Genomic DNA, 21373 nt, shown 5'->3' with positions numbered 1-21373 from the left:
TATTCAAGTCACAATGACTTTATACAAGGGTTTTGCTTTGGTAGTAGAGTCCACAAGCGGACGACTGGCAAATCAATACGCAAGCTCCAATCATCTCGAAATAGGAGCGTATGTTTCAAACTAAGTGTAAGATGGGTGTCTTACCTATAATGTGCATTTAAAGGATACCTAATGAACACGCTTAAACTCAGTTGTCGCTGTGGTGAAATAAAAGGGAAAATCAAAGATATTGATGCTAACTCAGGTAACCGGTTAGTTTGTTACTGTCAAGACTGCCAATCTTTTGCTTCAGCGCTTTCACAACGAGCAAGCACACTAAACAAATTCGGAGGTACCGAAATTTATCAGGTAGCCCCCGAACATTTGGAAATAACTCAAGGTATTGATCATATTGCTTGCATGAAGCTATCAGCAAAGGGCATTCATAGGTGGTACAGTGCATGTTGCAACACACCAATTTGCAACACAGCCGGTGCCAAATTACCGTTTGTCGGCATCATTCATAATGCCTACCATAATAACCAAAACATAGGCGCAACCTGCGGCCCTATTTTGGGTGCCGTGCATTATGCCCATTTAGACAATTCCACTCAGGCTCTTGTAAAAGGCCCTCACTCACACAATCGCATCTTACTAAGAATCATTAGAAAACTATTGTTTTGGAAATTGACAGGTAAAGGTAAAACATCCCCTTTTTATAACAGACTTGGAAAGCCTATTTGTAAACCCTTATTGCGGCAGTAAAGCGTTAAAAAATGTCAATTATAGAAGAGATTGTTCTTCGTAGAATCCAATAAATCGAGTGGGTGTCCAAGGCGATGACCGATGGCAGCTATACCCATTGATAGTTTCAAATAAATTGAAATAAACTGAAAGTCGTCGCTTCAACGACCAGATGTCTGGAGTATAGATAGCAAAAAAGCCAGTGGTAAATACCACTGGCTTTAAAATGCAACCTTCAAAGATGAAGAAACAATAATTGATTAAAATCGTTCAATATCAGCATCACTTTTAAGTGATTCGATCAAATCAGCCATCATTTGTTGGCTCTTCGCAGACTGAAGTTGCTGTTGAATACCAGCCAATTCTTGTGGCTGGGGTTCAGTAGCAGAGTGAATATCAACTAATTCGACAATGCTCACATCTCCATTATTCAGCAAAGCGACATCTCGAGGCTGACTCACTGCTCCTAATTTAAACGCTGTCTCCGCAATAGCCGGAGAGACATTTGCTCCAAATCGAGTTACACCTTCCGCAGTTTTCCACTCAAGAGACTTTTCTTCCAGCTTAGATGCAACATCTTCACCATTTTGCAAAGACACGATAACTGAATCAGCCCATGCTTTAGCAGCTTCCTGCACTTTTTCAGCTAACAAAGCTGTTTCAATTGTATTTTTCACTTCATCAAACGATTTTGTGCGCTCTGGTTTATGCTCAGCAACACGAAGCACAAGAACATGCCCCTCTTCTACTTCAATAACATCACTGTTTACAGCATCTTCAATAATCGCTGGATCAAAAGCGCTGACTAACGCAGCCTGAGAAGCAATTGGCTGAGGAGCGGTATTACGAGAAAATAGCGCCGTTGAGTTAACTTCTGAGTTTACCTCTGCTGCAACATCTTCGAGAGAATCTGGTGATTCAAACGCGACTTCTTCCATACGCAGCTGCAAGTTATAGAATTCCTCTTGTGCCTTTTCTTCTTTTAACGTGGCGTAGATATCTTCCTTTACATCGTCATAGGCAGTTACTTCCTGCGCTTTTACATCAGTCAGCTGGATAATATGAAAACCAGAAGCACTTTCGACAACATCAGAAATATCGCCTTTGGTAAGAGAAAATGCCGCATCTTCAAATGCAGGGTCAAAGCTACCTTTTACAAACCAATCCAAGTCTCCGCCATTCTCAGCAGAGAATAAATCTTCTGAATTTTCAGTCGCTAATACTTCAAAGTCTGCGCCATCACGTAACTGTGCCAATAACGATTCAGCTTTTTCTTTTGCAGCCTCTTTATCATCACCAAATTCAATAAGAATATGAGAGACTCTTCGCTCTTCTTCTGTTTGATAGTTATTTTTGTTGTCTTCATAAAAGCCTAATGCATCTTCTTCAGAAACATCAACATTTGGCATAAGATCAGCAACTTTTAGCTCTACATACTCAACACTCACTTGCTCTTCTGTGTCGTATTGAGTCAAATTGTCTTGATAGTAAGCTTGTAGCTCTTCTTCTGTCACACTGACGTCATTCTTAAACTCGTCTGAAGAAACCGTGAGATACTTAATATCACGAGTTTGACGTTGAAGAGCGAATACAGTTTGCGCAGCATTCTTAGTGGCGAACTCACTGCCTAGTAGCGCACGAATTACCTGCTGACGCGTCATTTCGTCTCGCATATAGTCCATAAACGTATGCGGCTGGAAACCAGCTTGTCTAAGTAATGCATCAAATCTGTCGCGGCTGAACTTACCTGCGATCTGAAATTCAGGCATAGCAGAAATAGCTTCTCTCACCTGCGCGTCGCTTACTCTTAAATCCATGCCTTTGGCTACTTGCTCAATAAGTTCGTCTGCAATTAGGCGGTCGAGTACGCCATCACGAAATTGCTTGAGATAGTCCGCGTCAGCAGCCATTGCTGAGAACGCCTCTCCATACTGAGACTCCATACGTGCACGTTCATTCTGATACGCACGCTCAAGGGTTTGCATTGTAATGACTTCTCCGTTTACTTTCGCCGCAGGCGCATCTGTAGACGAAGAAATATATCCGCCAACACCTGCGAAAACGAAGCTCAGGATGACAAGCCCAAGGATAACAATAGCCCAAAAACCTTGTGAGCCTTCTCTAATTTTTTCCAACATTTTATTTATTACACTCCATATGACCGCAGAACGGCATGCACTTTGGGTAGTATGACGCGGGATTATAGCCCAATTATTTACTAGATTACTACCGCCTATGGCAGGAATTATGGCGATGTTTTAGCGATTTAAAACGTAGCGATTTGGGATGGATTATAAGACCGTAGAGTCAGTTACGAAAAAGGCGATGAATACTCATCGCCTTTTAAACAAACTTTATGCTTTGGTTCTGATGTTTTACAAAACCTTTAAAGCAATGCTTAGTTACAAGCGTCTTTAAGTGCTTTACCTGCTTTGAATGAAGGTACTTTAGCAGCAGCGATTTGGATAGTTTCGCCAGTTTGAGGGTTACGACCACTACGTGCTGCACGCTCGCGTACAGAGAAAGTACCAAAACCAACTAGCGCAACCTGATCACCTTCTTTAAGTGCAGCAGTAACTGCGTCAGTGAAAGAATCAAGAGCACGACCAGCCGCTGCTTTAGAAATGTCAGCACCAGCAGCAATAGCTTCAACCATATCGTTCTTGTTCACAATAAGATCCCCTTCAATTGTTATTATTTAGTGTTCCGAACGTGTGTGTTCCGGCAACGTTATAACAAGCTTGACCACTAAGTTCAAGCAATGGTTTACAATTAATTTATTTAGTTGAATCGCCGCAATCCCTTTATTATCAAGGCCTAAAGCGAAACTGTTTTAAAGGCTACCACAACTTTTACGTTTAGGAAGCCCTTAAAAGCAAAAAAAGCGAAAAAAAGTGAGTTTTCGTCTACTTTTTCTTCTTTGAAACCGTTACAGGCGTGAATCCCTCGGGATTTTCTTGCAATGCGAGTTCCAAAACTTCATCTATCCACTGCACGGGGTGAATAGATAAATCCTCTTTAACGTTGTTCGGAATTTCTTCTAAATCACGTTCGTTATCTTTCGGGATCACAACCGTTTTAATTCCACCACGATGTGCAGCGAGGAGCTTTTCTTTTAATCCGCCAATCGCAAGTACTTCACCTCTTAGCGTGATTTCTCCTGTCATGGCAACGTCAGCCTTAACGGGATTCCCTGTTAAGGTTGAAACAAGCGCAGTACACATAGCAATACCGGCACTGGGGCCATCCTTTGGTGTCGCACCTTCAGGTACGTGTACATGTATGTCTCGCTTTTCATAAAAATCTTCGTTAATACGAAGCTTTTCTGCTCGGCTTCTCACAACCGACATAGCCGTGTGAATCGATTCCTGCATAACATCGCCCAAAGAACCTGTAAAAGTGGTTTTACCTTTTCCAGGAACACTGGTCGTTTCAATAGTGAGTAAGTCTCCACCAACTTGTGTCCAAGCCAAGCCCGTGACCTGACCAATTTGGTTGTTCTTATCCGCCTTACCGTAATCAAAACGCTGCACACCAAGAAAATCTTTTAAGTTGTCTTGTGTTACATGCACATTCTTCAGGTCTTTATTCAGAAGGATATTCTTCACCGCTTTTCTACACAGTTTAGAAATTTCGCGCTCCAAACCACGTACACCAGCTTCTCGAGTGTAGTATCTAATGATGCCAATAATCGCTGATTCATCTATCGTGAGCTCACCCTTTTTAAGGCCGTTTCGCTCCATCTGCTTCTCGATGACATGGCGTGTTGCGATATTAAGTTTTTCATCTTCGGTATAACCAGACAGCCTGATTACTTCCATACGGTCTAATAGTGGACCAGGAATATCCATGCTATTTGAAGTAGCAACAAACATCACGTCAGATAAGTCGTAATCAACCTCTAAATAATGATCGCTGAAACTATTATTTTGTTCAGGATCAAGCACTTCCAGTAATGCAGAAGCGGGATCGCCACGCATGTCAGACGACATTTTATCGATTTCATCAAGCAAAAATAATGGATTTTTCACCCCTACCTTCGCCATTTTTTGGATAAGCTTACCCGGCATAGAACCGATATAAGTTCTTCTATGTCCGCGAATTTCAGCTTCATCTCTAACGCCACCTAACGCCATACGCACGTATTTGCGGCCTGTCGCTTTTGCAATAGACTGTCCCAGAGACGTTTTGCCGACACCAGGAGGGCCAACTAAACATAGTATCGGCCCCTTGAGCTTCTTAACTCTCTGCTGCACCGCTAGATATTCAAGAATACGCTCTTTAACCTTTTCAAGCCCATAGTGATCGGTATCTAACACTTCTTCAGCCTTAGATAAATTCTTTTTGACAGCACTGCGCTTGAACCAAGGCACATTAGTCAACCAATCAATATAGCTTCTTACCACGGTCGCTTCAGCCGACATAGGTGACATCATTTTGAGTTTGTGCAACTCTGCAGTCGCTTTCTCTTTAGCCTCTTCTGGCATTTTAGCGTCAGCAATCTTGTTGCTTAGGGCTTCAAATTCATCGGGCGCTTCGTCCAACTCACCTAATTCTTTCTGTATGGCCTTCATTTGCTCATTCAGATAATATTCGCGCTGGCTTTTTTCCATTTGCTTTTTTACGCGAGTGCGAATTTTCTTTTCAACTTGTAGAAGGTCAATCTCACCTTCCATGAGCGCCATTAAATATTCCAAGCGCTCATTCACGCCATCCATTTCCAACACTTTTTGTTTTTCAGCTAACTTCAGCGGCATGTGAGCAGCCATTGTGTCGGCTAGACGGGCGGCGTCTTCAATTCCACTGAGAGAAGTGAGTACCTCTGGTGGAATTTTTTTATTTAGTTTTACGTATCCTTCGAACTGAGATATCGCCGAGCGAATAAGCACTTCTTGTTCACTTTCAGGCACTGCCTCGTCATCCTGCTGAACGACTTCTGCGACAAAATACTCTTCAGTTTGTAAAAAGGTTTGAATTTTTCCTCTTACACCGCCTTCTACCAATACCTTAACCGTACCATCAGGCAGTTTGAGTAGTTGAAGAATCGTTGCAATAGTGCCGATTTGGTAGATATCGTCGGTTTCTGGTTCATCAATACCCGCATCTTTTTGAGCAACCAAAAAAATTTGTTTATCTTTTTCCATCGCTGCTTCAAGGCAACGTATTGATTTTTCCCTTCCAACGAACAAAGGAATGACCATATGGGGATAAACCACCACATCTCGCAGTGCCAGTACAGGCATTTCAATGCGATCAACTCGCTGTTCCGTCATGCTTTTTCTCTAACCACTTATTATTAATTAATTATTGTATATGGGGCTTGGCAGGCAAAGTTCAACGTACAAAGTAAAAAGGCCCTACAAGGGCCTTTACACGTTATTCTGACGCTGCTTTTTTATCTGAGCTGTTATCGTAAATCAGAATAGGCTTTGATTCACCTTTGATAACAGTTTCATCAATGACAACTTTGCTAACATCTGTCATTGAGGGTAAGTCATACATGGTATCCAGTAATACACCTTCTACGATAGAGCGAAGACCTCGCGCGCCGGTTTTTCTGTCCATTGCTTTTTTCGCAATCGCCTGAAGGGCATCATCTCTGAACTCCAACTCGGTGTTCTCCATTGAGAACAGCGCACCATACTGCTTAGTAATAGCGTTTTTAGGTTCACGAAGAATTTGAATCAACGCGTCTTCATTTAGCTCTTCTAAGCTGGTGACAACAGGAAGTCGACCAATAAACTCTGGGATTAAGCCATATTTAACTAAATCTTCTGGCTCTACCTTTTTGAACAAGCTACTAATTGTATCTTTATTGGCTTTAGACTTAACATCCGCACCAAACCCGATACCCGCACCAGTATGAGCTCGCTGTTCAATGACTTTATCTAGTCCTGCAAATGCTCCACCGCAGATAAATAGAATCTTCGACGTATCGACTTGCAAAAACTCTTGCTGCGGATGCTTTCTGCCTCCTTGAGGCGGAACCGAAGCAATAGTACCTTCAATCAACTTAAGCAACGCTTGCTGTACACCTTCACCTGACACATCTCGGGTAATTGATGGATTGTCAGATTTGCGAGAAATCTTGTCGATTTCATCGATGTACACAATACCACGCTGTGCTTTTTCAACGTCGTAATCACATTTTTGCAGAAGCTTTTGAATGATGTTTTCAACATCTTCTCCTACGTATCCAGCTTCGGTTAACGTAGTTGCATCTGCCATGGTAAATGGAACGTCTAGAAGACGAGCCAAGGTTTCTGCCAGAAGGGTTTTACCACTTCCTGTCGGGCCAATTAGTAAGATATTACTCTTCCCTAACTCAACACCTTCGTGTACGTCACCATTACGCAAACGCTTATAGTGATTGTAGACAGCAACAGAAAGTACTTTCTTCGCGTGCTCTTGCCCAATCACATAATCATCAAGGTGCGTATGAATTTCTTGCGGCTTTGGAAGCGCGTCCTGCTTCTTCTTCGGCGCTATCTCTTTTACTTCTTCACGAATAATGTCGTTACATAACTCGACACATTCATCACAAATAAACACAGACGGGCCGGCAATGAGCTTACGTACCTCATGCTGACTCTTTCCGCAGAAAGAGCAATACAGCAATTTGTTGTCATCACCGTTTTGTTTATCAGTCATCTATATATTGCCTCTTTTACCCACTAGCAAATACTTCTCTAGTGTTATCAGTTTTAACCTAAAAGGCCAACTTCTCAAATTATTTATCTATCTTAGCATCCATACGATTAGATAAAACCTGGTCAATTAGACCGTATTCTTTCGCTTCTGTTGCACTTAAGAAGTTATCACGATCTGTATCTTGTGCAACACGTTCGTAGTTCTGACCAGTATGCTCTGCCATGAGCCTATTTAGTTTTTCTTTAATAGACAGAATTTCTTTAGCATGAATTTCAAAATCAGATGCTTGACCTTGGAAGCCACCCAAAGGTTGGTGAATCATTACACGAGAGTTAGGCAAGCAATAACGCTTTCCTTTCGCACCGCCTGATAACAAAAATGCGCCCATACTGGCGGCCTGTCCAACACAAACCGTACTTACGTCTGGCTTGATGAAATTCATCGTGTCATAGATTGCCATGCCAGCAGTCACAGAGCCGCCCGGAGAATTGATATACAAATAAATATCTTTATCTGGGTTTTCCGCTTCCAAGAAAAGCATCTGGGCAACAATCAGGTTTGCCATATGGTCTTCTACCTGACCGACTAAGAAAATAACATTCTCTTTTAACAAACGAGAATAAATATCGTAAGAGCGCTCACCTTTAGATGTTTGCTCAACAACCATAGGGACAAGGGCGTTTAGGGGATCGAAAGGTGTATTCATCATAAATTGCTTCTTTCACAAAAAAAAATGCTCGGTAATTACCGAGCATTTAATCAGTTGCTGACTATTAAAGTCAATTAGCAAACAGTAAATTAGGCCTGTTTGTTCATGATCTCGTCAAAGTCTTTTTTCACATCGGTGACTTTAGCTTTGTCAAGAACGAATTCAATTGCCTGATCTTCAAGTGCAACATTTTGCATTTGCTGCATCAATTCGTTGTTTGCTTTGTAATACTCGATAACTTCTTGAGGATCTTCGTACGCAGACGCAGCAGATTCGATCATTGCATTTACTTTTTCTTCGTCTGCCTTCAATTCGTTGACCTTGATGATCTCACCAAGAATCAAACCAATTGACACGCGACGACGTGCATTCTCTTCGAAAAGATCTGCAGGAAGTTCAGGTAGGTTATCAACATTACCGCCCGCTTGCTGAGCGAAACGCTGTTTTGCCTGCTCGCGAAGTGCATTAACTTCTTGCTCGATAAGCGCTTTAGGAAGATCAATTTCGTTCTTCTCTACTAGCTTAGCAATAACGTCTTCTTTAACACGTGCTTTAAGCGTTTGCTCTAGTTCACGCTGCATGTTTTTGCGAACTTCTGCTTTAAGTGCATCTACATTACCGTCTTCGATGCCGAATAGTTTCGCGAACTCTTCGTCAATCTTAGGTAGGTCAAGGCCTTCAACCTTGCTTACCGTGATCTTGAACTGTGCGTCTTTACCCTTAAGCGCTTCTGCATGGTAATCTTCAGGGAAAGTCACATCTGCAACCACTTCTTCACCGGCTTTTGCACCTACAAGTGGCTTTTCAAAGCCAGGGATCATGCGATCTTTACCTAGCTCAAGTGTGAAGTTTTCAGCTTTGCCGCCATCGAACTCTTCGCCGTCAATGGTGCCAACAAAGTCGATCACAACGCGATCATCTTTCTTTGCTTTACGCTTCACTTCTTTCCAGTTTGCGTGTTGCTTTTGAAGTGTTTCCATCATGTTGTCTAGATCTTTGTCTTCAATCTCAACAACAGGCTTCTCGATTTCAATCTCTTCGACGCCTTTTACTTCAACTTCAGGGTAGACTTCAAAAGAAGCAACATACTCTAAATCTTCACCGTGCTTGTCTTTAGTCACTTCAAACGCTGGCATTCCTGCAGGGTTCAACTTTTCCTGAACAACTGCTTCAAAGAAATTGCGCTGCATTACTTCACCAGCAATTTCCTGACGAACCGCTTGACCAAAGCGCTTTTGAATTACAGATACTGGCACCTTACCAGGACGAAAACCATTGATACGCTGAGTCTTCGCTAATTGCTGTAAACGTGACTTAACCGCTGAATCTACAGATTCTGCAGGCACTGTGATAGTAAGACGGCGTTCTAAACCTTGAGTCGTCTCTACTGAAACTTGCATTCTTCTACCTCAACTTTGCGCTCTCATTTGCGCTCTTGTTTTGTTACTGGGGATTTTATCGAGGGATGTTTGATTCGCTAACGTAATAGAAATTTGTTTGCAATGTCATCGGTATATTGCGGCAAATAGGCAAATTTTACGCTATCTGACACAATATCATCCCACAGCAATCGATACGCTAAAGATACCAAAGCCTATCTCTGCCGGATAAAAAGACGCCGCATTATAGTGTAAGGGGCTGCAAGAGTCGAGTCGAAATGGGAAAAACCTACTAATTACGTGCGTTAATTTAAAGACTGATCAGCACTTCAGTATTTATTAATTTGTGAAATAAGGATGTAGCAAAGAAAATTTACTGTTGTATCGTGGATTTACTAGCAAGAAAAAGACATTGAGATAATGGTGCGGAAGGAGAGACTTGAACTCTCACGCCGTGAAGCACTGGAACCTAAATCCAGCGTGTCTACCAATTCCACCACTTCCGCAAAATGGTCGGTGAGACAGGATTTGAACCTGCGACCCCTTGGACCCAAACCAAGTGCGCTACCAAGCTGCGCTACTCACCGAAATGCAATACAGCCGAATAATCGATATAGATATATGAATATTGACTGTTATAAAGATGGTGCGGAAGGAGAGACTTGAACTCTCACGCCGTGAAGCACTGGAACCTAAATCCAGCGTGTCTACCAATTCCACCACTTCCGCAAAGTGGGGTGGACGATGGGATTTGAACCCACGACAACCGGAATCACAATCCGGGGCTCTACCAACTGAGCTACGCCCACCATTGTCATGCACTGTTAAACTATTCTAGCTGATCCAGCTTCGAATTACCGTTCGCATGGCGCGCCCGGCAGGATTCGAACCTGCGACCCACGGCTTAGAAGGCCGTTGCTCTATCCAGCTGAGCTACGGGCGCTCACGAATCTGCTTAACAGATAAATGGTCGGTGAGACAGGATTTGAACCTGCGACCCCTTGGACCCAAACCAAGTGCGCTACCAAGCTGCGCTACTCACCGATTTTTCGCTTTGAGAGAGTTTTCAAATCCTCCCTCGCTACGGGTGGCGCATATTACCGACTTGCCCCCACCCCGTCAAACACTTTTTTAAATAAAATTTTTAAACGGTTATTTTTACTGCAAATACGACATTTTTCATTCAATTTGCTCATTTTTAGCACTCATTTAGCCAACGGATGGGTTTCTGGTAATTTATTACGTACCCATATTGCTAAACGGTGTTTCATGTTCAAAAGATCTTCTTGTTCTTCTGGCATGGGTGTGACCAACTTATCATTTACAAGCAGACGATAAATAACTTCTACTTTTTCTTTTTGGCCAGTGGTTGAGGTAAATCCATCGTATCCTCGATTCTTAGCGTAGGTTTCGCCAACCGAAAGCGCTAATTTAAGGAGTTGCTGCTCATGTTTAAGTTTTTTCATAGGGCCTCCCTCTATAGAGAAGCCCTAATTGTTGTTAGGCTTCTCTTGCTCCGTCGAATGTCCACAATAGCGTGTCTTTCTTACTAAAGCCAAGTTTTTGCAAGTATTGAGCGTGCGCGTCGCTATCTGCCGTTGCGGCTATACGAGAGTAACCAGTATATTTAGCAAGCTGATTACCTTTACCCAATGCAAAATGCCCCAGCTTGCAATCTCGATAAGCAGGAATAACAAAATCAAAGTCGACAACAAACACGGCATCTTCATTTCTATATCCAGATAGCACTCCCACTACTTCTGTATTTTCCATTAGTAAAAAGTACTCTCTTTCGGTTTGTTGTGACTGATTTAAAAACGAAGGAAACAGCTGTTTGATTTCTTCTTTGTGAAAATCTAAAAAGAAATTGACATAGTTAGATGGTTGATTTGCTCTTAATACTGAGAAATTCTGTTTGGGCTGCGTGAGAATCTTTCGAAGAAAGTACACGTTGGTCATGGCAATGAAGCCATTTAACACGGCAACAGGATATGCACCGATAATGATGCCATACATGCAAAATGACGATGAACCAAACAAGTTAATCCATCGCAGTTTTATAATAGAGCTTTGCGTCAACGAGTACGCAACTAATGCCGATGCACAATAGCCAAAAATTTCTACGGCTGACAATTCCATTAAAGTAGACCTCACAAAAATTTGGAATCAGGAACGAATTCTGTTCTTAAAGCTTATACGAAAGGACCTTAAAGATAGCATAAGCCACCAGAATTCGTTTAATTATTTTAACCAAATGGTCAACTTTTGAATTTATCATTCTGACGGATGGTCATATTAATTTGTTTAAGCCCCCAGATATTCCAAGCGAAGTCATAGCGCAATAAAAATCAATGGTTAACACCAGAACAGGTTGCTTGAAACCTGAGCGTTATGTGACAATACGACACCCATTTTTCCACACACAAAAATCGAAGTTATGCCAGCACAACGCATTGATGGAAAATTAATTGCAAAACACGTTCGTCAAAATGTCGCCTCTCACGTAGAAGCGATTGTTTCTTCCGGAAAACGCGCACCAGGATTGGCCGTTATTATTGTCGGAACCGATCCCGCCTCTCATGTTTATGTCGCAAATAAACGTAAAGCGTGTGAGGAAGTCGGTTTTGTGTCGCAATCACACGATTTAGACGCAGATACCACACAAGAAGCGTTACTTGCGTTAGTTGATAAGCTAAATAACGACAAAACCGTTGACGGCATTCTTGTTCAATTGCCCCTTCCCGCCGGCTTGAATGCAGAAGAAGTGTTAGAGAGAATCAAGCCGAGTAAAGATGTCGATGGTTTTCACCCATACAATATCGGCAGATTGGCTCAGCGTATCCCCGCCCTTCGTCCTTGCACACCTAAAGGCATCATGACGCTCATCGAGTCAACAAAACGTCCCATCAAAGGCATGAATGCGGTCATTGTAGGTGCCTCTAATATTGTTGGGCGTCCAATGTCGATGGAGTTACTCTTAGCGGGTTGCACCGTTACGGTCTGTCATAAATTTACGCGCGATTTACGAAGCCATATTGAACGAGCTGATTTGCTGGTTGTCGCCGTGGGCAAAGCTGAGTTCATTCCCGGTGAGTGGATTAAACCTGGCGCAATAGTGATTGATGTTGGCATTAATCGACTGGATGACGGCAGCTTAGTCGGCGACGTAGAGTTTGACAGCGCTGAGAAGCGCGCTGGCTGGATAACGCCTGTTCCCGGTGGCGTCGGCCCAATGACAGTAGCAAGCTTAATTGAAAACACACTCGAAGCTTATGTAAAGTACCATTCAGAATGATGGAAGTAGACGAGCAGACCATTATCACCCAGACACAGCGCTGGGTGAGTGATGTAGTAGTTGACCTTAATTTATGTCCGTTTGCCAAACGCGAAGTAGTAAGAAACAGCATCCGTTACACCGTTGAAACAACATCGTCTTCTAATGATGTACTTCAAACCGTGCTTGAAGAACTCATATTGCTAGACAGTAATGACACAATCGAAACCACACTAATCATGTTGCCTAGTGGCTTCGACGAATTCGACGACTATCTCGAGCTAGTAGACTATGCTCAAGCTATTGTTGACAACGGCGGATATCGCGGTATTTATCAAATTGCGACATTTCATCCTAATTATTGTTTTGCAGATGCGCATCCAAGTGACCTTGATAACTATACCAACAAGTCACCTTACCCAACATTACATATTATCAGAGAAGCGAGCATTGAACGCGTTTTGAAGCAATATCCTGATCCTGAAAATATCCCAATCAGGAATATGCGTACCTTAGAACAAAAAGGTGAGCATGCTATGAAAATGCTTCTCGCATCCTGTATGGCCGCTCCTCAAAAATAACGCATTGAGAACAATACCTAAAAACTCACAACACATCTGCGGAAAAGTGGCTGCTCAGAAAGCATTTTCTAAGATAAATCCTATTTTCGCCGTGTTGCTCGGAGCGAAGAATTCAGCATTCTGCTAGTGAAGTGCTGAGCGGGCGGTCATAGGGCGAGTACACAACCCGCCCTCAAATCAAGCATCTTTAGCAGGCGTAGGCGGTCGAACGGAAACAACCTCGTTATGTCAGCCCATACTCGAAAAGTAAAATCAAGAACGAGCTCGGTCTACTGAGTGGGTGTCCAAAAAGCCTCATTGAAGAAAACACCTACTTACACACTTTCCTGACAGCCCACTTGCCTATCAAATTAATCTAAGGTTTCAACTCCTGAAGGTTCATTACCCTCATCTATTTCTAAAACATCGGCATCGACGTCAGTTTTAATGTCACCAGCCTCTGGCAAAAAGTCTTCCATTGATTTACTAAGCTGACGAGCCGTAAATTCCGTTATACCAAATCTATGTTGTGTCAAATGTTGCCAGTTTTCGTTTAAGGTATCGAAGGTAAGCCAAGCGCTATCTTCTGACTCAAACACTCGTAACTCAACATCCCCTCTTTGTGACTGAATGAGCAACTGACTCATTACTGAATTGATGTCGCTAATCTCTTCGCGAGCGGCAATGGCGTCAAAGCGCAAACTGGTTATATTCGACAACATCGCGTCTAAGACACCGTCATAGCGCAACGAATGACCATTTTCGTGTGGCTGGAGAACTAACTCCCCAGTCTCTTCATTACGCTGGATCTGCCAACCAGATTCATCAATACGACTAACACGAGTGATTTCCTCCTCTTGAATATCAAGTAGGGGCTGCACAAGCCAATCTACTGAATTCTCGGGCAGTTCAATAACCTGATCTAACAGCCATGCTTGTTCGTTATTAGGAACACGAGCATAATTGCCCAACCCAGACGTTGCAGTATTGCCTAATATCACCTGAAACGTTTTTGCGCCGCTCAACGTGATTAATGTTCCCATTGCATCAATGTCGGTGCCTTTTAGGTCGTCTTCTTTTGACGGTGTTTCTGTAATTTCTCTGAGCGAGTCTACGCCTAATTTAGCGTAACGAGCTGGATTAGCCGTTTTCGCCTCAAGTAATCTTGCATCTCGCAACTGCACAAGAAGATTTGAGAGGTTATTGTTATTCACAGGAAACATAGCATCCGCTGAAGATAAGCTGTACCAGCTATCGCCTCTTCGCTGTGCATGTAATAATACTCCCGTGTTATTTTGGAGCTTGATTTGCGTAATACTACTCGCCTGAGTGCGCAATTCAGGAAACAATACTTGCTCCGTTCGTGCTTCAGGCTCGTGCTGATGATACAACACCCAACTAGCAGCACTCACAGCAAGCACCATGATTAGAAATAAAGGTAATAATTGATTTTTCATCCGGACGTCCCTGTTTACCCTTGTTGATATCGCGTAGAACGAAACTTAAACAACCGCGCAACCATCATCAATAGCAACATAAGAATAAGCGGCGCGACAGCGATATTGATAAATTTCAACCAATTACCTAAAGATTCAATATCTTTATCAAGTTGATGTCGAACGTCGCGCAATGCCTTTCGAATTTCAATTTTCTTATCGACAAATGCATCTACTGCTTGCTGTTGTTCTGCCGACAGCACTAAGGATCCGCCTTCACCATAACCATCTTGCAGTTCAGCCAGTTGCATTTCAGTTTCTTCCAATTGCATTTGCAGAATTTGCTCTTGTTCTCGGAACTTTTCTTCCGCTTTTACAGTAAGCGCATCCACTTTCTCAAACGGACGAGCAAACGCACCTCGACTTCGAATACTGATTAGGGCATTGCTACCGCCTAGGTTTTCAACAAGATTCGTTACAAAATCTCCATTGTTGGCAAACGGCGTAAGAATGGTTTGTCCAAAAAAGTTAGCCTGTTGCACCCAAAAACGGTCTAACAACATGTCGGTGTCGCCTACCAACACCACATTAACTTGCTGGGATGACGGCGTATGTGCTTTGGGGTACTGAACATCTTCTGGCGTCGTTGAAAATGCAGAATCAGCACTACCGCTCACTCTCACGGCCAGTGTATGCGTTTCGTTGGTGGCGGTGTATTCTCTGGCTATCGCATCAGGATCTTGCATTGATGCATACATTTGTGCGTCTATCAGATCGCTATTTTGGCTGCTGATGAGCAGAGGCTGCCATGTTAAACGCGACGGCTGTGAATGATTAAACACGCCAAACGATGCACCATTTATAATCTCAAGCGCAGATGTGGTGACATCTTCTCTATCAAGCTGCTGTTCGGTTAAACCAAGAAAGCCATAATGACGAGCTACGCCACCTTCTGGTGTGCGAATATCAAGACCTACTAGCGCATCTAACAGCACCTTATCTTGAGTAAACTCAATGCCCCACGCTTTGAATAATCTCTCTAGCGTCGAGCTATTTACGCCCATCTGGCCCATCATTGCCATAGGATCAGACTCGCTATGCGGATCAACAAAGGCAACTAGCTTTCCGCCGTTAAGCACATACTGGTCAATCGCATATAGCATTGCTTCAGATAGTGCTTTAGGGTGAATCAGGAGCAGCACATCGGTATTGTCAGGAATACCAGCATCCTCCCCCGTAATTTGCTCTACAGTGTAAAGCTGTTCTAACTGGGAATAGAACGCCCATGGCGGCGAGAATTGGCCAGTCATAGGGTTAGGACCACCCGCCACCGGTAAGTCTGAAAGCACAGTGACATGTACAGGTTCAGGATCGCTAAGTTGGTAAAGAAGTTTACTCACTTCATACTCTAAAAAGCGCTCTTGCGATGGATCAAAAAACGCAATGATTTGCTGATCATCTACTGAATTTGTTGCCGCAAGCCCAAGATATATGGCCTCGCCCGCCGTGCCAATAGTCGCTGCTGTTAACCCATATTGATTGGCTTGGTCCTCTTGTTCTGAAAATGGCTCTGGATCGATAATGTTTAACTTAATCATTCCTTCTGATTGTGTCGCATACTCTTGCAGCAAGCTCTCAACACGAGTGGCATAGTTTCTGAGTTGGGTCATCCCTTTGGAGGCTTTGTCCGAATAAAAGAAATGCAAATGCACTGGCTCATCTAATTCACTAATAATTTGCTTGCTGCCTTGAGACAACGTAAACACCTTATTTTCAGTTAAATCCAGCCTCACGCTATTTAAAAACGTATTATTAAGAAGCACCAACGCAAAAAATAACAATGTGACAAACACAACAATTAACCAAGACGTAAATGTATTTTTCATTTTTTAGTCCGCCTTCTTTTGCTCGATAATTAACAATCCGCCATACAACCATAATGATGCGACAATGAGAAAATAAACGACATTATTGAGCGCAATCACCCCTTTAGACATCGACTCAAAATGCGTGAGAAAGCTAAAGGACGCAATGGTATCTAGTACAACTGAAGGGGCCCATCCTTTAAATGCATCCAGCACAATGTTGCTGCCGCTCACGACAAACAAAAAGCACACGACAATAGCGAGGATAAAGGCAATCACCTGATTCTTAGTTAACGCAGACATACACATTCCTATGGCTAGAAATGCACCTGACATCAACCAACTGCCAACATAAGCGGCGAGAATAATGCCGTTATCTGGATTTCCAAGATAATTAACGGTTAGCCACAGCGGAAACGTCAGCATGAGCGATAAGGCCAACACCGCCCATGCCGCAAAAAACTTACCCATCATCGCCTCAAATGAGGTGATCGGTAACGTCATCAATAGTTCAATGCTGCCATTTTTACGCTCTTCCGACCAACTTCGCATTGCGATAGCGGGTACGAGGAACAAATATAGCCAAGGATGGAAATTAAAAAACGGAAGTAAATCAGCTTGTCCTCGCTCATAGAGGCCACCGATAAAAAATGTAAAAATACCGCTTAAAATGAGAAAAATGGTGATAAACACGTAAGCCACAGGCGTGGCAAAAAAGCTTGCAAACTCGCGTTTAAAAACGATACCGATCATCTTGCTGTCGCCCCCAACGTTAATGCTCTGAACACTTCATCTAACCGCCCCTGTTCAACAAACAACATATCAACAGGCAGTTTACGCTGCTGCACATGTTCATTAACCAGATGCACTATTTCTTTACCTTCTTCAGGGAATAACGTGACCTTGCCAGAGTGCATGTCGACCTCCATATCCTCGACGCCGGGTAGTTCTGCCAAACCCGAAATATCTGCGGAATAGCTCAGATGTAACGATACCGCTTGATAAAAGCGTGAACGTTGTAGTAACGCTTGCGGCGTGCTGTCAAAACGCAAATGACCATCAGCAATGATCATGACTCGGTTGCAAACAGCCGTCACTTCTTCAAGGATATGTGTGGAAATAATAACGATTTTATCTTTAGATAAGTTCTGAATTAACTGCCTAACCTGATGTTTCTGGTTGGGATCAAGGCCATCGGTCGGTTCATCCAGAATTAAAATCTCAGGATCATGCAGTATTGCTTGAGCCAGCCCAACTCTGCGCTTAAAGCCTTTCGAGAGATTGTCGATGGGCTTATCTAGTACATCTTGTAGCTCAACTTGCTGCACGACTTCTTTAATACGTGCATGTTTAGCATCACCTTTTAAGCCCCGCACTTCTGCAATAAAATGAAGAAACTGTGCGGGTGTCATATCACCGTAGGCGGGCGCTCCCTCGGGTAAATATCCGATTTTAGTTTGGATGTCTTTACGCGACTGATCCATCGCCATGTTACCCACTCTGACCTCGCCTTCAGTTGGCTCGATAAATCCTGTCAGAATTTTCATCGTCGTGGACTTCCCGGCACCATTAGGTCCTAAAAACCCCACCACATCACCGGGCTTAATATCAAAACTTAACCCGTCTACAGCGATAAAATCGCCAAATTTTTTAATAACATTTTTTACACTGATCATACGTACCCTGTTACGATCTAGGAGTTATTCGTTTACCCGCCAGATATAATGTCTTCAAGATTTTTTTCAAGCTGGTCGGAGGCCCAAAAAGCCGAGAGAATATTGTTAGCAGTATTTATTTACTATCAACACAAAAACGGTATTAAAAAGCATTGGAGCATTCATTGCTATACCGTTCGCTTTCAACAAAAACACTGGCTAAGTGTAACCTGTTGAAGTGGCATAAAAAAAGGCTTACCAGAAAGTAAGCCTTAAAAGAGTTGGTTGGGATTTATCGAACACGTAGCAAGAGAAACGAATTCGATATGTGGATTCTAGTACATAAATATTTTGAAAAGATGTCAAAACCCAGTAAAAATGTTGCTAAATGTGTATAAGTGATTAATTAAATGCAAGTTTCCGTTGAGGCTATCGCCACGATATCTACCCCGTATGATGAAAAATTTGCTGTTCCCAGACAACCTGGTTTAGTGCGTGAAGCAAAAGGCGTAATTGAGTTTCACCCTCCCTACAATGATATAAATGGGTTAAGAGGCATTGAGCAGTTTTCTCACTTATGGCTAATATTCCAATTTCATCACACTGCCGAAAATGGCTGGCAGCCTCTAGTACGGCCACCTCGTTTAGGCGGCAATCATAAACTCGGCGTGTGGGCGACTCGCAGCACATTTCGCCCTAACGCCATAGGCATGTCTGTAGTGAAATTCGAAGACGTTATTCAGCGTAAGGGCAAAGTAAACTTGATTGTCAGTGGTATGGATCTGGTCAGCGGTACACCCATATTAGACATCAAACCTTATGTGCCTTACTCAGATAGTGTACATGAGGCCTCGGGCGGATTTGCATCTACCGCGCCTACCAGCGCACTTTCAACAGAATTTGATCCCGCGGTTGAACATCAGATTGCCGATATAGAGCGACATCATCCCGAATTTCGCTCGGTCGTGATAGGCGTGCTAAACCAAGATCCGCGTCCGGCTTATCACAAAAGGCAAAGCAAAACCGAGGGAGACATTCGCGAATACGGCGTGAAATTATTCAATCACAATGTACGTTGGCGTGTCTTAGAAAGTAAAAATATGGTTTTTGCTATCGAAAAAGCGTAAGAATTGGGCTTGAAAGTAAGATTTAGCTCTTTAGCCCTTATGTCCCTGCTGATAGAATAGCGCTCTTTTTAAAATCAACGAGGGATGTCGTAGGCTAATGCGTACCAGTCAATATTTGTTAGCGACACAAAAAGAAACGCCGGCAGACGCCGAAGTAATCAGTCATCAGCTGATGTTACGAGCGGGCATGATCCGCAAACTGGCTTCAGGGTTATACACTTGGTTGCCCAGCGGGCTTCGTGTACTAAATAACGTAGCAAATATTGTTCGAGAAGAGATGAACAAAGCGGGCGCTATCGAAGTGCTTATGCCTGTTGTTCAACCTGCCGATTTGTGGGAAGAATCAGGTCGTTGGGAAGAATATGGCCCTGAGCTACTTCGCATTAAAGACAGACATTCACGTGACTTCGTACTGGGCCCTACTCACGAAGAAGTCATCACAGCGCTTGTTCGCAATGAGATTAGTAGCTATAAACAGCTACCAATTAACCTTTATCAGATTCAGACTAAATTCCGTGATGAAGTTCGCCCTCGCTTCGGTATTATGCGTGGCCGCGAATTTACGATGAAAGACGCCTACTCATTCCACCTTACTCAAGACAGCTTGAACGACACTTACGAGAAGATGTTTACGGCGTATTGCAACATCTTTGACAGACTCGGACTAGAGTACCGTCCCGTGTTAGCCGACACAGGGTCTATTGGTGGTAGCCTGTCTCATGAATTCCACGTGCTGGCAGACTCAGGCGAAGACGACATCGCATTTAGCTCAGGCTCAGACTACGCAGCCAACGTTGAAATGGCCGAAGCAATGGCCGTGCCTCCTGTCGATACAGAAGAAAAAACGTTAGAAAAAGTCGCAACACCCGATGCTAAAACCATCGAACAAGTGAGTCAGCAATTAAACGTGATGCCTGCACAAACCGTTAAAACGTTGTTTGTACTAGGTGACGTGCAAGAAGATGGCTCTCAGGGCATTGTTGCATTGGTATTGCGTGGCGATCACCAGCTTAATGATATTAAAGCCGAAAAACTTGACGGTGTATTTTCACCGTTGACAATGGCAAGTGACGAGCAAATTGAAGCCGCAGTAAAAGCACAAACTGGTTCACTGGGTCCTATTTCGCTGAACGTTCCGCTGTTTGTTGACCGTTCTGCTGCCGCAATGACTAACTTCGTGTGCGGTGCGAATGAAACAGGCTTCCACTACATTGGCGCAAACTGGCAGCGCGATGTGGGTGAGATTAACATTGCCGACCTACGTAATGTAGTGGCTGGCGACCAATCTCCAGACGGCAACGGTACACTTGAAATTAAGCGCGGTATTGAGGTTGGCCACATCTTCCAGCTTGGCGAGAAATACTCACAAGCAATGAATTGTGGCGTGCTAACAGAATCTGGAAAGCACCAAGTGCTTACCATGGGCTGTTACGGTATTGGCGTATCTCGAATCGTGGCCGCTGCCATTGAACAGAATCATGATAAATTTGGTATTAAGTGGCCAGATGCAATCGCACCGTTCAAGTTAGCTATTATTCCGATGAATATGCACAAATCACATCGTATTCAACAAGTAGCGGAAGACATGTACGAGAAGTTATCTCAAGCGGGTATCGACGTGTTATTTGACGATCGAAAAGAACGCCCTGGCGTTATGTTCAACGACATGGAGCTGGTAGGCGTACCTCATTCAATCGTGATCGGCGAGCGTAACTTAGATGAAAACAAGATTGAATACAAAAACCGTCGCACTGGTGAAAAACAGATGCTAGATATCGACGAAGCTATCGCGTTTTTAACCGCTTTGTAATCATTCTTTAGTTCTCACCAATTTCTATAAAAACCTCCCCTTGACTAAAAAGGTGGAGGTTTTTTTATGTTTCAGCGCTGCGTAATCTGCTTTTTATTCACGCAAATGCTCTCCCTTTCTGTGCATTTCTTAGCAAAGTGCTGCACGATAGTGCAGAGGGCGCGCACAGACTCAACGGTGATAC

General features: G+C 43.3%; 17 protein-coding genes and 6 tRNA genes. 5 read left to right on the top strand and 18 right to left on the bottom strand.

Going from position 1 to position 21373, the window contains the following annotated elements:
• The first annotated feature begins 171 nt into the window (after positions 1-171).
• A complete protein-coding gene (locus tag OE749_RS10075; protein WP_263712325.1) occupies positions 172-744 on the top strand; it encodes a DUF6151 family protein in 573 nt (190 codons plus the stop codon).
• A 239-nt stretch (positions 745-983) separates the two neighbouring features.
• Here the strand turns inward: OE749_RS10075 and OE749_RS10070 are convergent, their stop codons facing one another.
• The 14 genes from OE749_RS10070 to OE749_RS10005 all read right to left on the bottom strand — a co-directional run bounded on the left by OE749_RS10070 (position 984) and on the right by OE749_RS10005 (position 11601).
• Positions 984-2861 carry a SurA N-terminal domain-containing protein gene (locus OE749_RS10070; protein WP_263712324.1) on the bottom strand — a complete coding sequence of 626 codons (1878 nt, stop codon included), beginning with the start codon at positions 2859-2861 and terminating at the stop codon, positions 984-986.
• 260 nt (positions 2862-3121) lie between these two features.
• Positions 3122-3394 (bottom strand): HU family DNA-binding protein, encoded by a 273-nt coding sequence (locus tag OE749_RS10065; RefSeq protein ID WP_263712323.1) that lies wholly within the window; start codon positions 3392-3394, stop codon positions 3122-3124.
• 235 nt (positions 3395-3629) lie between these two features.
• The gene (gene lon, locus OE749_RS10060; protein WP_263712322.1) at positions 3630-5996 is read right to left on the bottom strand and encodes an endopeptidase La; all 2367 of its coding nucleotides are present in this window, start codon (positions 5994-5996) and stop codon (positions 3630-3632) included.
• 103 nt (positions 5997-6099) lie between these two features.
• Positions 6100-7374, bottom strand: coding sequence for an ATP-dependent protease ATP-binding subunit ClpX (gene clpX, locus OE749_RS10055; protein ID WP_263712321.1), 1275 nt, complete (start codon positions 7372-7374; stop codon positions 6100-6102).
• Between the two features lie 79 nt (positions 7375-7453).
• Complete coding sequence (gene clpP / locus OE749_RS10050; protein ID WP_263712320.1) at positions 7454-8083, bottom strand: ATP-dependent Clp endopeptidase proteolytic subunit ClpP; 630 nt, start codon at positions 8081-8083, stop codon at positions 7454-7456.
• Positions 8084-8172: 89 nt separating this feature from the next.
• The gene (gene tig / locus OE749_RS10045) at positions 8173-9483 is read right to left on the bottom strand and encodes a trigger factor (protein ID WP_263712319.1); all 1311 of its coding nucleotides are present in this window, start codon (positions 9481-9483) and stop codon (positions 8173-8175) included.
• A gap of 400 nt (positions 9484-9883) precedes the next feature.
• A tRNA-Leu gene (locus tag OE749_RS10040) sits at positions 9884-9968 on the bottom strand.
• Between the two features lie 4 nt (positions 9969-9972).
• Positions 9973-10049, bottom strand: a tRNA-Pro gene (locus tag OE749_RS10035).
• A 57-nt stretch (positions 10050-10106) separates the two neighbouring features.
• Positions 10107-10191: transfer RNA gene (locus OE749_RS10030), tRNA-Leu, on the bottom strand.
• Between the two features lie 4 nt (positions 10192-10195).
• A tRNA-His gene (locus OE749_RS10025) sits at positions 10196-10271 on the bottom strand.
• A gap of 57 nt (positions 10272-10328) precedes the next feature.
• A tRNA-Arg gene (locus tag OE749_RS10020) sits at positions 10329-10405 on the bottom strand.
• A 24-nt stretch (positions 10406-10429) separates the two neighbouring features.
• Positions 10430-10506, bottom strand: a tRNA-Pro gene (locus tag OE749_RS10015).
• 161 nt (positions 10507-10667) lie between these two features.
• The gene (locus tag OE749_RS10010) at positions 10668-10928 is read right to left on the bottom strand and encodes a DUF5062 family protein (RefSeq protein ID WP_263712318.1); all 261 of its coding nucleotides are present in this window, start codon (positions 10926-10928) and stop codon (positions 10668-10670) included.
• Positions 10929-10962: 34 nt separating this feature from the next.
• The gene (locus OE749_RS10005) at positions 10963-11601 is read right to left on the bottom strand and encodes a GNAT family N-acetyltransferase (protein WP_263712317.1); all 639 of its coding nucleotides are present in this window, start codon (positions 11599-11601) and stop codon (positions 10963-10965) included.
• A 298-nt stretch (positions 11602-11899) separates the two neighbouring features.
• Here OE749_RS10005 and folD point away from each other — a divergent pair, with 298 nt between their 5' ends.
• Positions 11900-12757, top strand: coding sequence for a bifunctional methylenetetrahydrofolate dehydrogenase/methenyltetrahydrofolate cyclohydrolase FolD (gene folD, locus OE749_RS10000; RefSeq protein ID WP_263712316.1), 858 nt, complete (start codon positions 11900-11902; stop codon positions 12755-12757).
• Positions 12754-13317, top strand: coding sequence for a DUF1415 domain-containing protein (locus tag OE749_RS09995; RefSeq protein WP_263712315.1), 564 nt, complete (start codon positions 12754-12756; stop codon positions 13315-13317). The genes folD and OE749_RS09995 overlap by 4 nt, the downstream gene beginning before the upstream one ends.
• Before the next feature lie 350 nt (positions 13318-13667).
• On the opposite strand, the gene OE749_RS09990 is transcribed toward OE749_RS09995, so the two are convergent.
• Genes OE749_RS09990 through OE749_RS09975 form a run of 4 tightly spaced genes read right to left on the bottom strand, consistent with a single transcriptional unit; the run spans position 13668 to position 18273 of the window.
• The gene (locus OE749_RS09990; RefSeq protein ID WP_263712314.1) at positions 13668-14753 is read right to left on the bottom strand and encodes a DUF4340 domain-containing protein; all 1086 of its coding nucleotides are present in this window, start codon (positions 14751-14753) and stop codon (positions 13668-13670) included.
• 14 nt (positions 14754-14767) lie between these two features.
• Positions 14768-16618, bottom strand: a complete 1851-nt coding sequence (locus tag OE749_RS09985) for a GldG family protein (RefSeq protein ID WP_263712313.1) — start codon at positions 16616-16618, stop codon at positions 14768-14770.
• A gap of 3 nt (positions 16619-16621) precedes the next feature.
• Complete coding sequence (locus OE749_RS09980) at positions 16622-17350, bottom strand: ABC transporter permease subunit (RefSeq protein WP_263712312.1); 729 nt, start codon at positions 17348-17350, stop codon at positions 16622-16624.
• Positions 17347-18273 (bottom strand): ABC transporter ATP-binding protein, encoded by a 927-nt coding sequence (locus OE749_RS09975; protein WP_263712311.1) that lies wholly within the window; start codon positions 18271-18273, stop codon positions 17347-17349. Before OE749_RS09975 ends, OE749_RS09980 begins: the two co-directional genes overlap by 4 nt.
• A gap of 389 nt (positions 18274-18662) precedes the next feature.
• Between OE749_RS09975 and tsaA the strand changes: the two genes are divergently transcribed.
• Positions 18663-19379, top strand: coding sequence for a tRNA (N6-threonylcarbamoyladenosine(37)-N6)-methyltransferase TrmO (gene tsaA / locus OE749_RS09970; protein ID WP_263712310.1), 717 nt, complete (start codon positions 18663-18665; stop codon positions 19377-19379).
• A gap of 97 nt (positions 19380-19476) precedes the next feature.
• Positions 19477-21189 carry a proline--tRNA ligase gene (locus tag OE749_RS09965; protein WP_263712309.1) on the top strand — a complete coding sequence of 571 codons (1713 nt, stop codon included), beginning with the start codon at positions 19477-19479 and terminating at the stop codon, positions 21187-21189.
• Positions 21190-21373 lie beyond the last annotated feature (184 nt).

The organism is Fluctibacter corallii (assembly GCF_025751585.1).
Taxonomy (GTDB): domain Bacteria; phylum Pseudomonadota; class Gammaproteobacteria; order Enterobacterales; family Alteromonadaceae; genus Fluctibacter_A; species Fluctibacter_A corallii.
Note: the sequence above shows the minus strand (reverse complement) of the source record. Positions and strands in the feature narration are given on the sequence as shown.

Coding starts and splice junctions, on each gene's coding strand:
- OE749_RS09995 (WP_263712315.1), top strand. CDS start 12,754: ATGATGGAAGTAGACGAGCAGACCATTATCACCCAGACACAGCGCTGG.
- OE749_RS10075 (WP_263712325.1), top strand. CDS start 172: ATGAACACGCTTAAACTCAGTTGTCGCTGTGGTGAAATAAAAGGGAAA.
- tig (WP_263712319.1), bottom strand. CDS start 9,483: ATGCAAGTTTCAGTAGAGACGACTCAAGGTTTAGAACGCCGTCTTACT.
- tsaA (WP_263712310.1), top strand. CDS start 18,663: ATGCAAGTTTCCGTTGAGGCTATCGCCACGATATCTACCCCGTATGAT.
- clpX (WP_263712321.1), bottom strand. CDS start 7,374: ATGACTGATAAACAAAACGGTGATGACAACAAATTGCTGTATTGCTCT.
- OE749_RS10005 (WP_263712317.1), bottom strand. CDS start 11,601: ATGGAATTGTCAGCCGTAGAAATTTTTGGCTATTGTGCATCGGCATTA.
- OE749_RS09975 (WP_263712311.1), bottom strand. CDS start 18,273: ATGATCAGTGTAAAAAATGTTATTAAAAAATTTGGCGATTTTATCGCT.
- lon (WP_263712322.1), bottom strand. CDS start 5,996: ATGACGGAACAGCGAGTTGATCGCATTGAAATGCCTGTACTGGCACTG.
- folD (WP_263712316.1), top strand. CDS start 11,900: ATGCCAGCACAACGCATTGATGGAAAATTAATTGCAAAACACGTTCGT.
- OE749_RS09985 (WP_263712313.1), bottom strand. CDS start 16,618: ATGAAAAATACATTTACGTCTTGGTTAATTGTTGTGTTTGTCACATTG.
- OE749_RS10070 (WP_263712324.1), bottom strand. CDS start 2,861: ATGTTGGAAAAAATTAGAGAAGGCTCACAAGGTTTTTGGGCTATTGTT.
- OE749_RS10010 (WP_263712318.1), bottom strand. CDS start 10,928: ATGAAAAAACTTAAACATGAGCAGCAACTCCTTAAATTAGCGCTTTCG.
- OE749_RS09980 (WP_263712312.1), bottom strand. CDS start 17,350: ATGATCGGTATCGTTTTTAAACGCGAGTTTGCAAGCTTTTTTGCCACG.
- OE749_RS09965 (WP_263712309.1), top strand. CDS start 19,477: ATGCGTACCAGTCAATATTTGTTAGCGACACAAAAAGAAACGCCGGCA.
- clpP (WP_263712320.1), bottom strand. CDS start 8,083: ATGATGAATACACCTTTCGATCCCCTAAACGCCCTTGTCCCTATGGTT.
- OE749_RS09990 (WP_263712314.1), bottom strand. CDS start 14,753: ATGAAAAATCAATTATTACCTTTATTTCTAATCATGGTGCTTGCTGTG.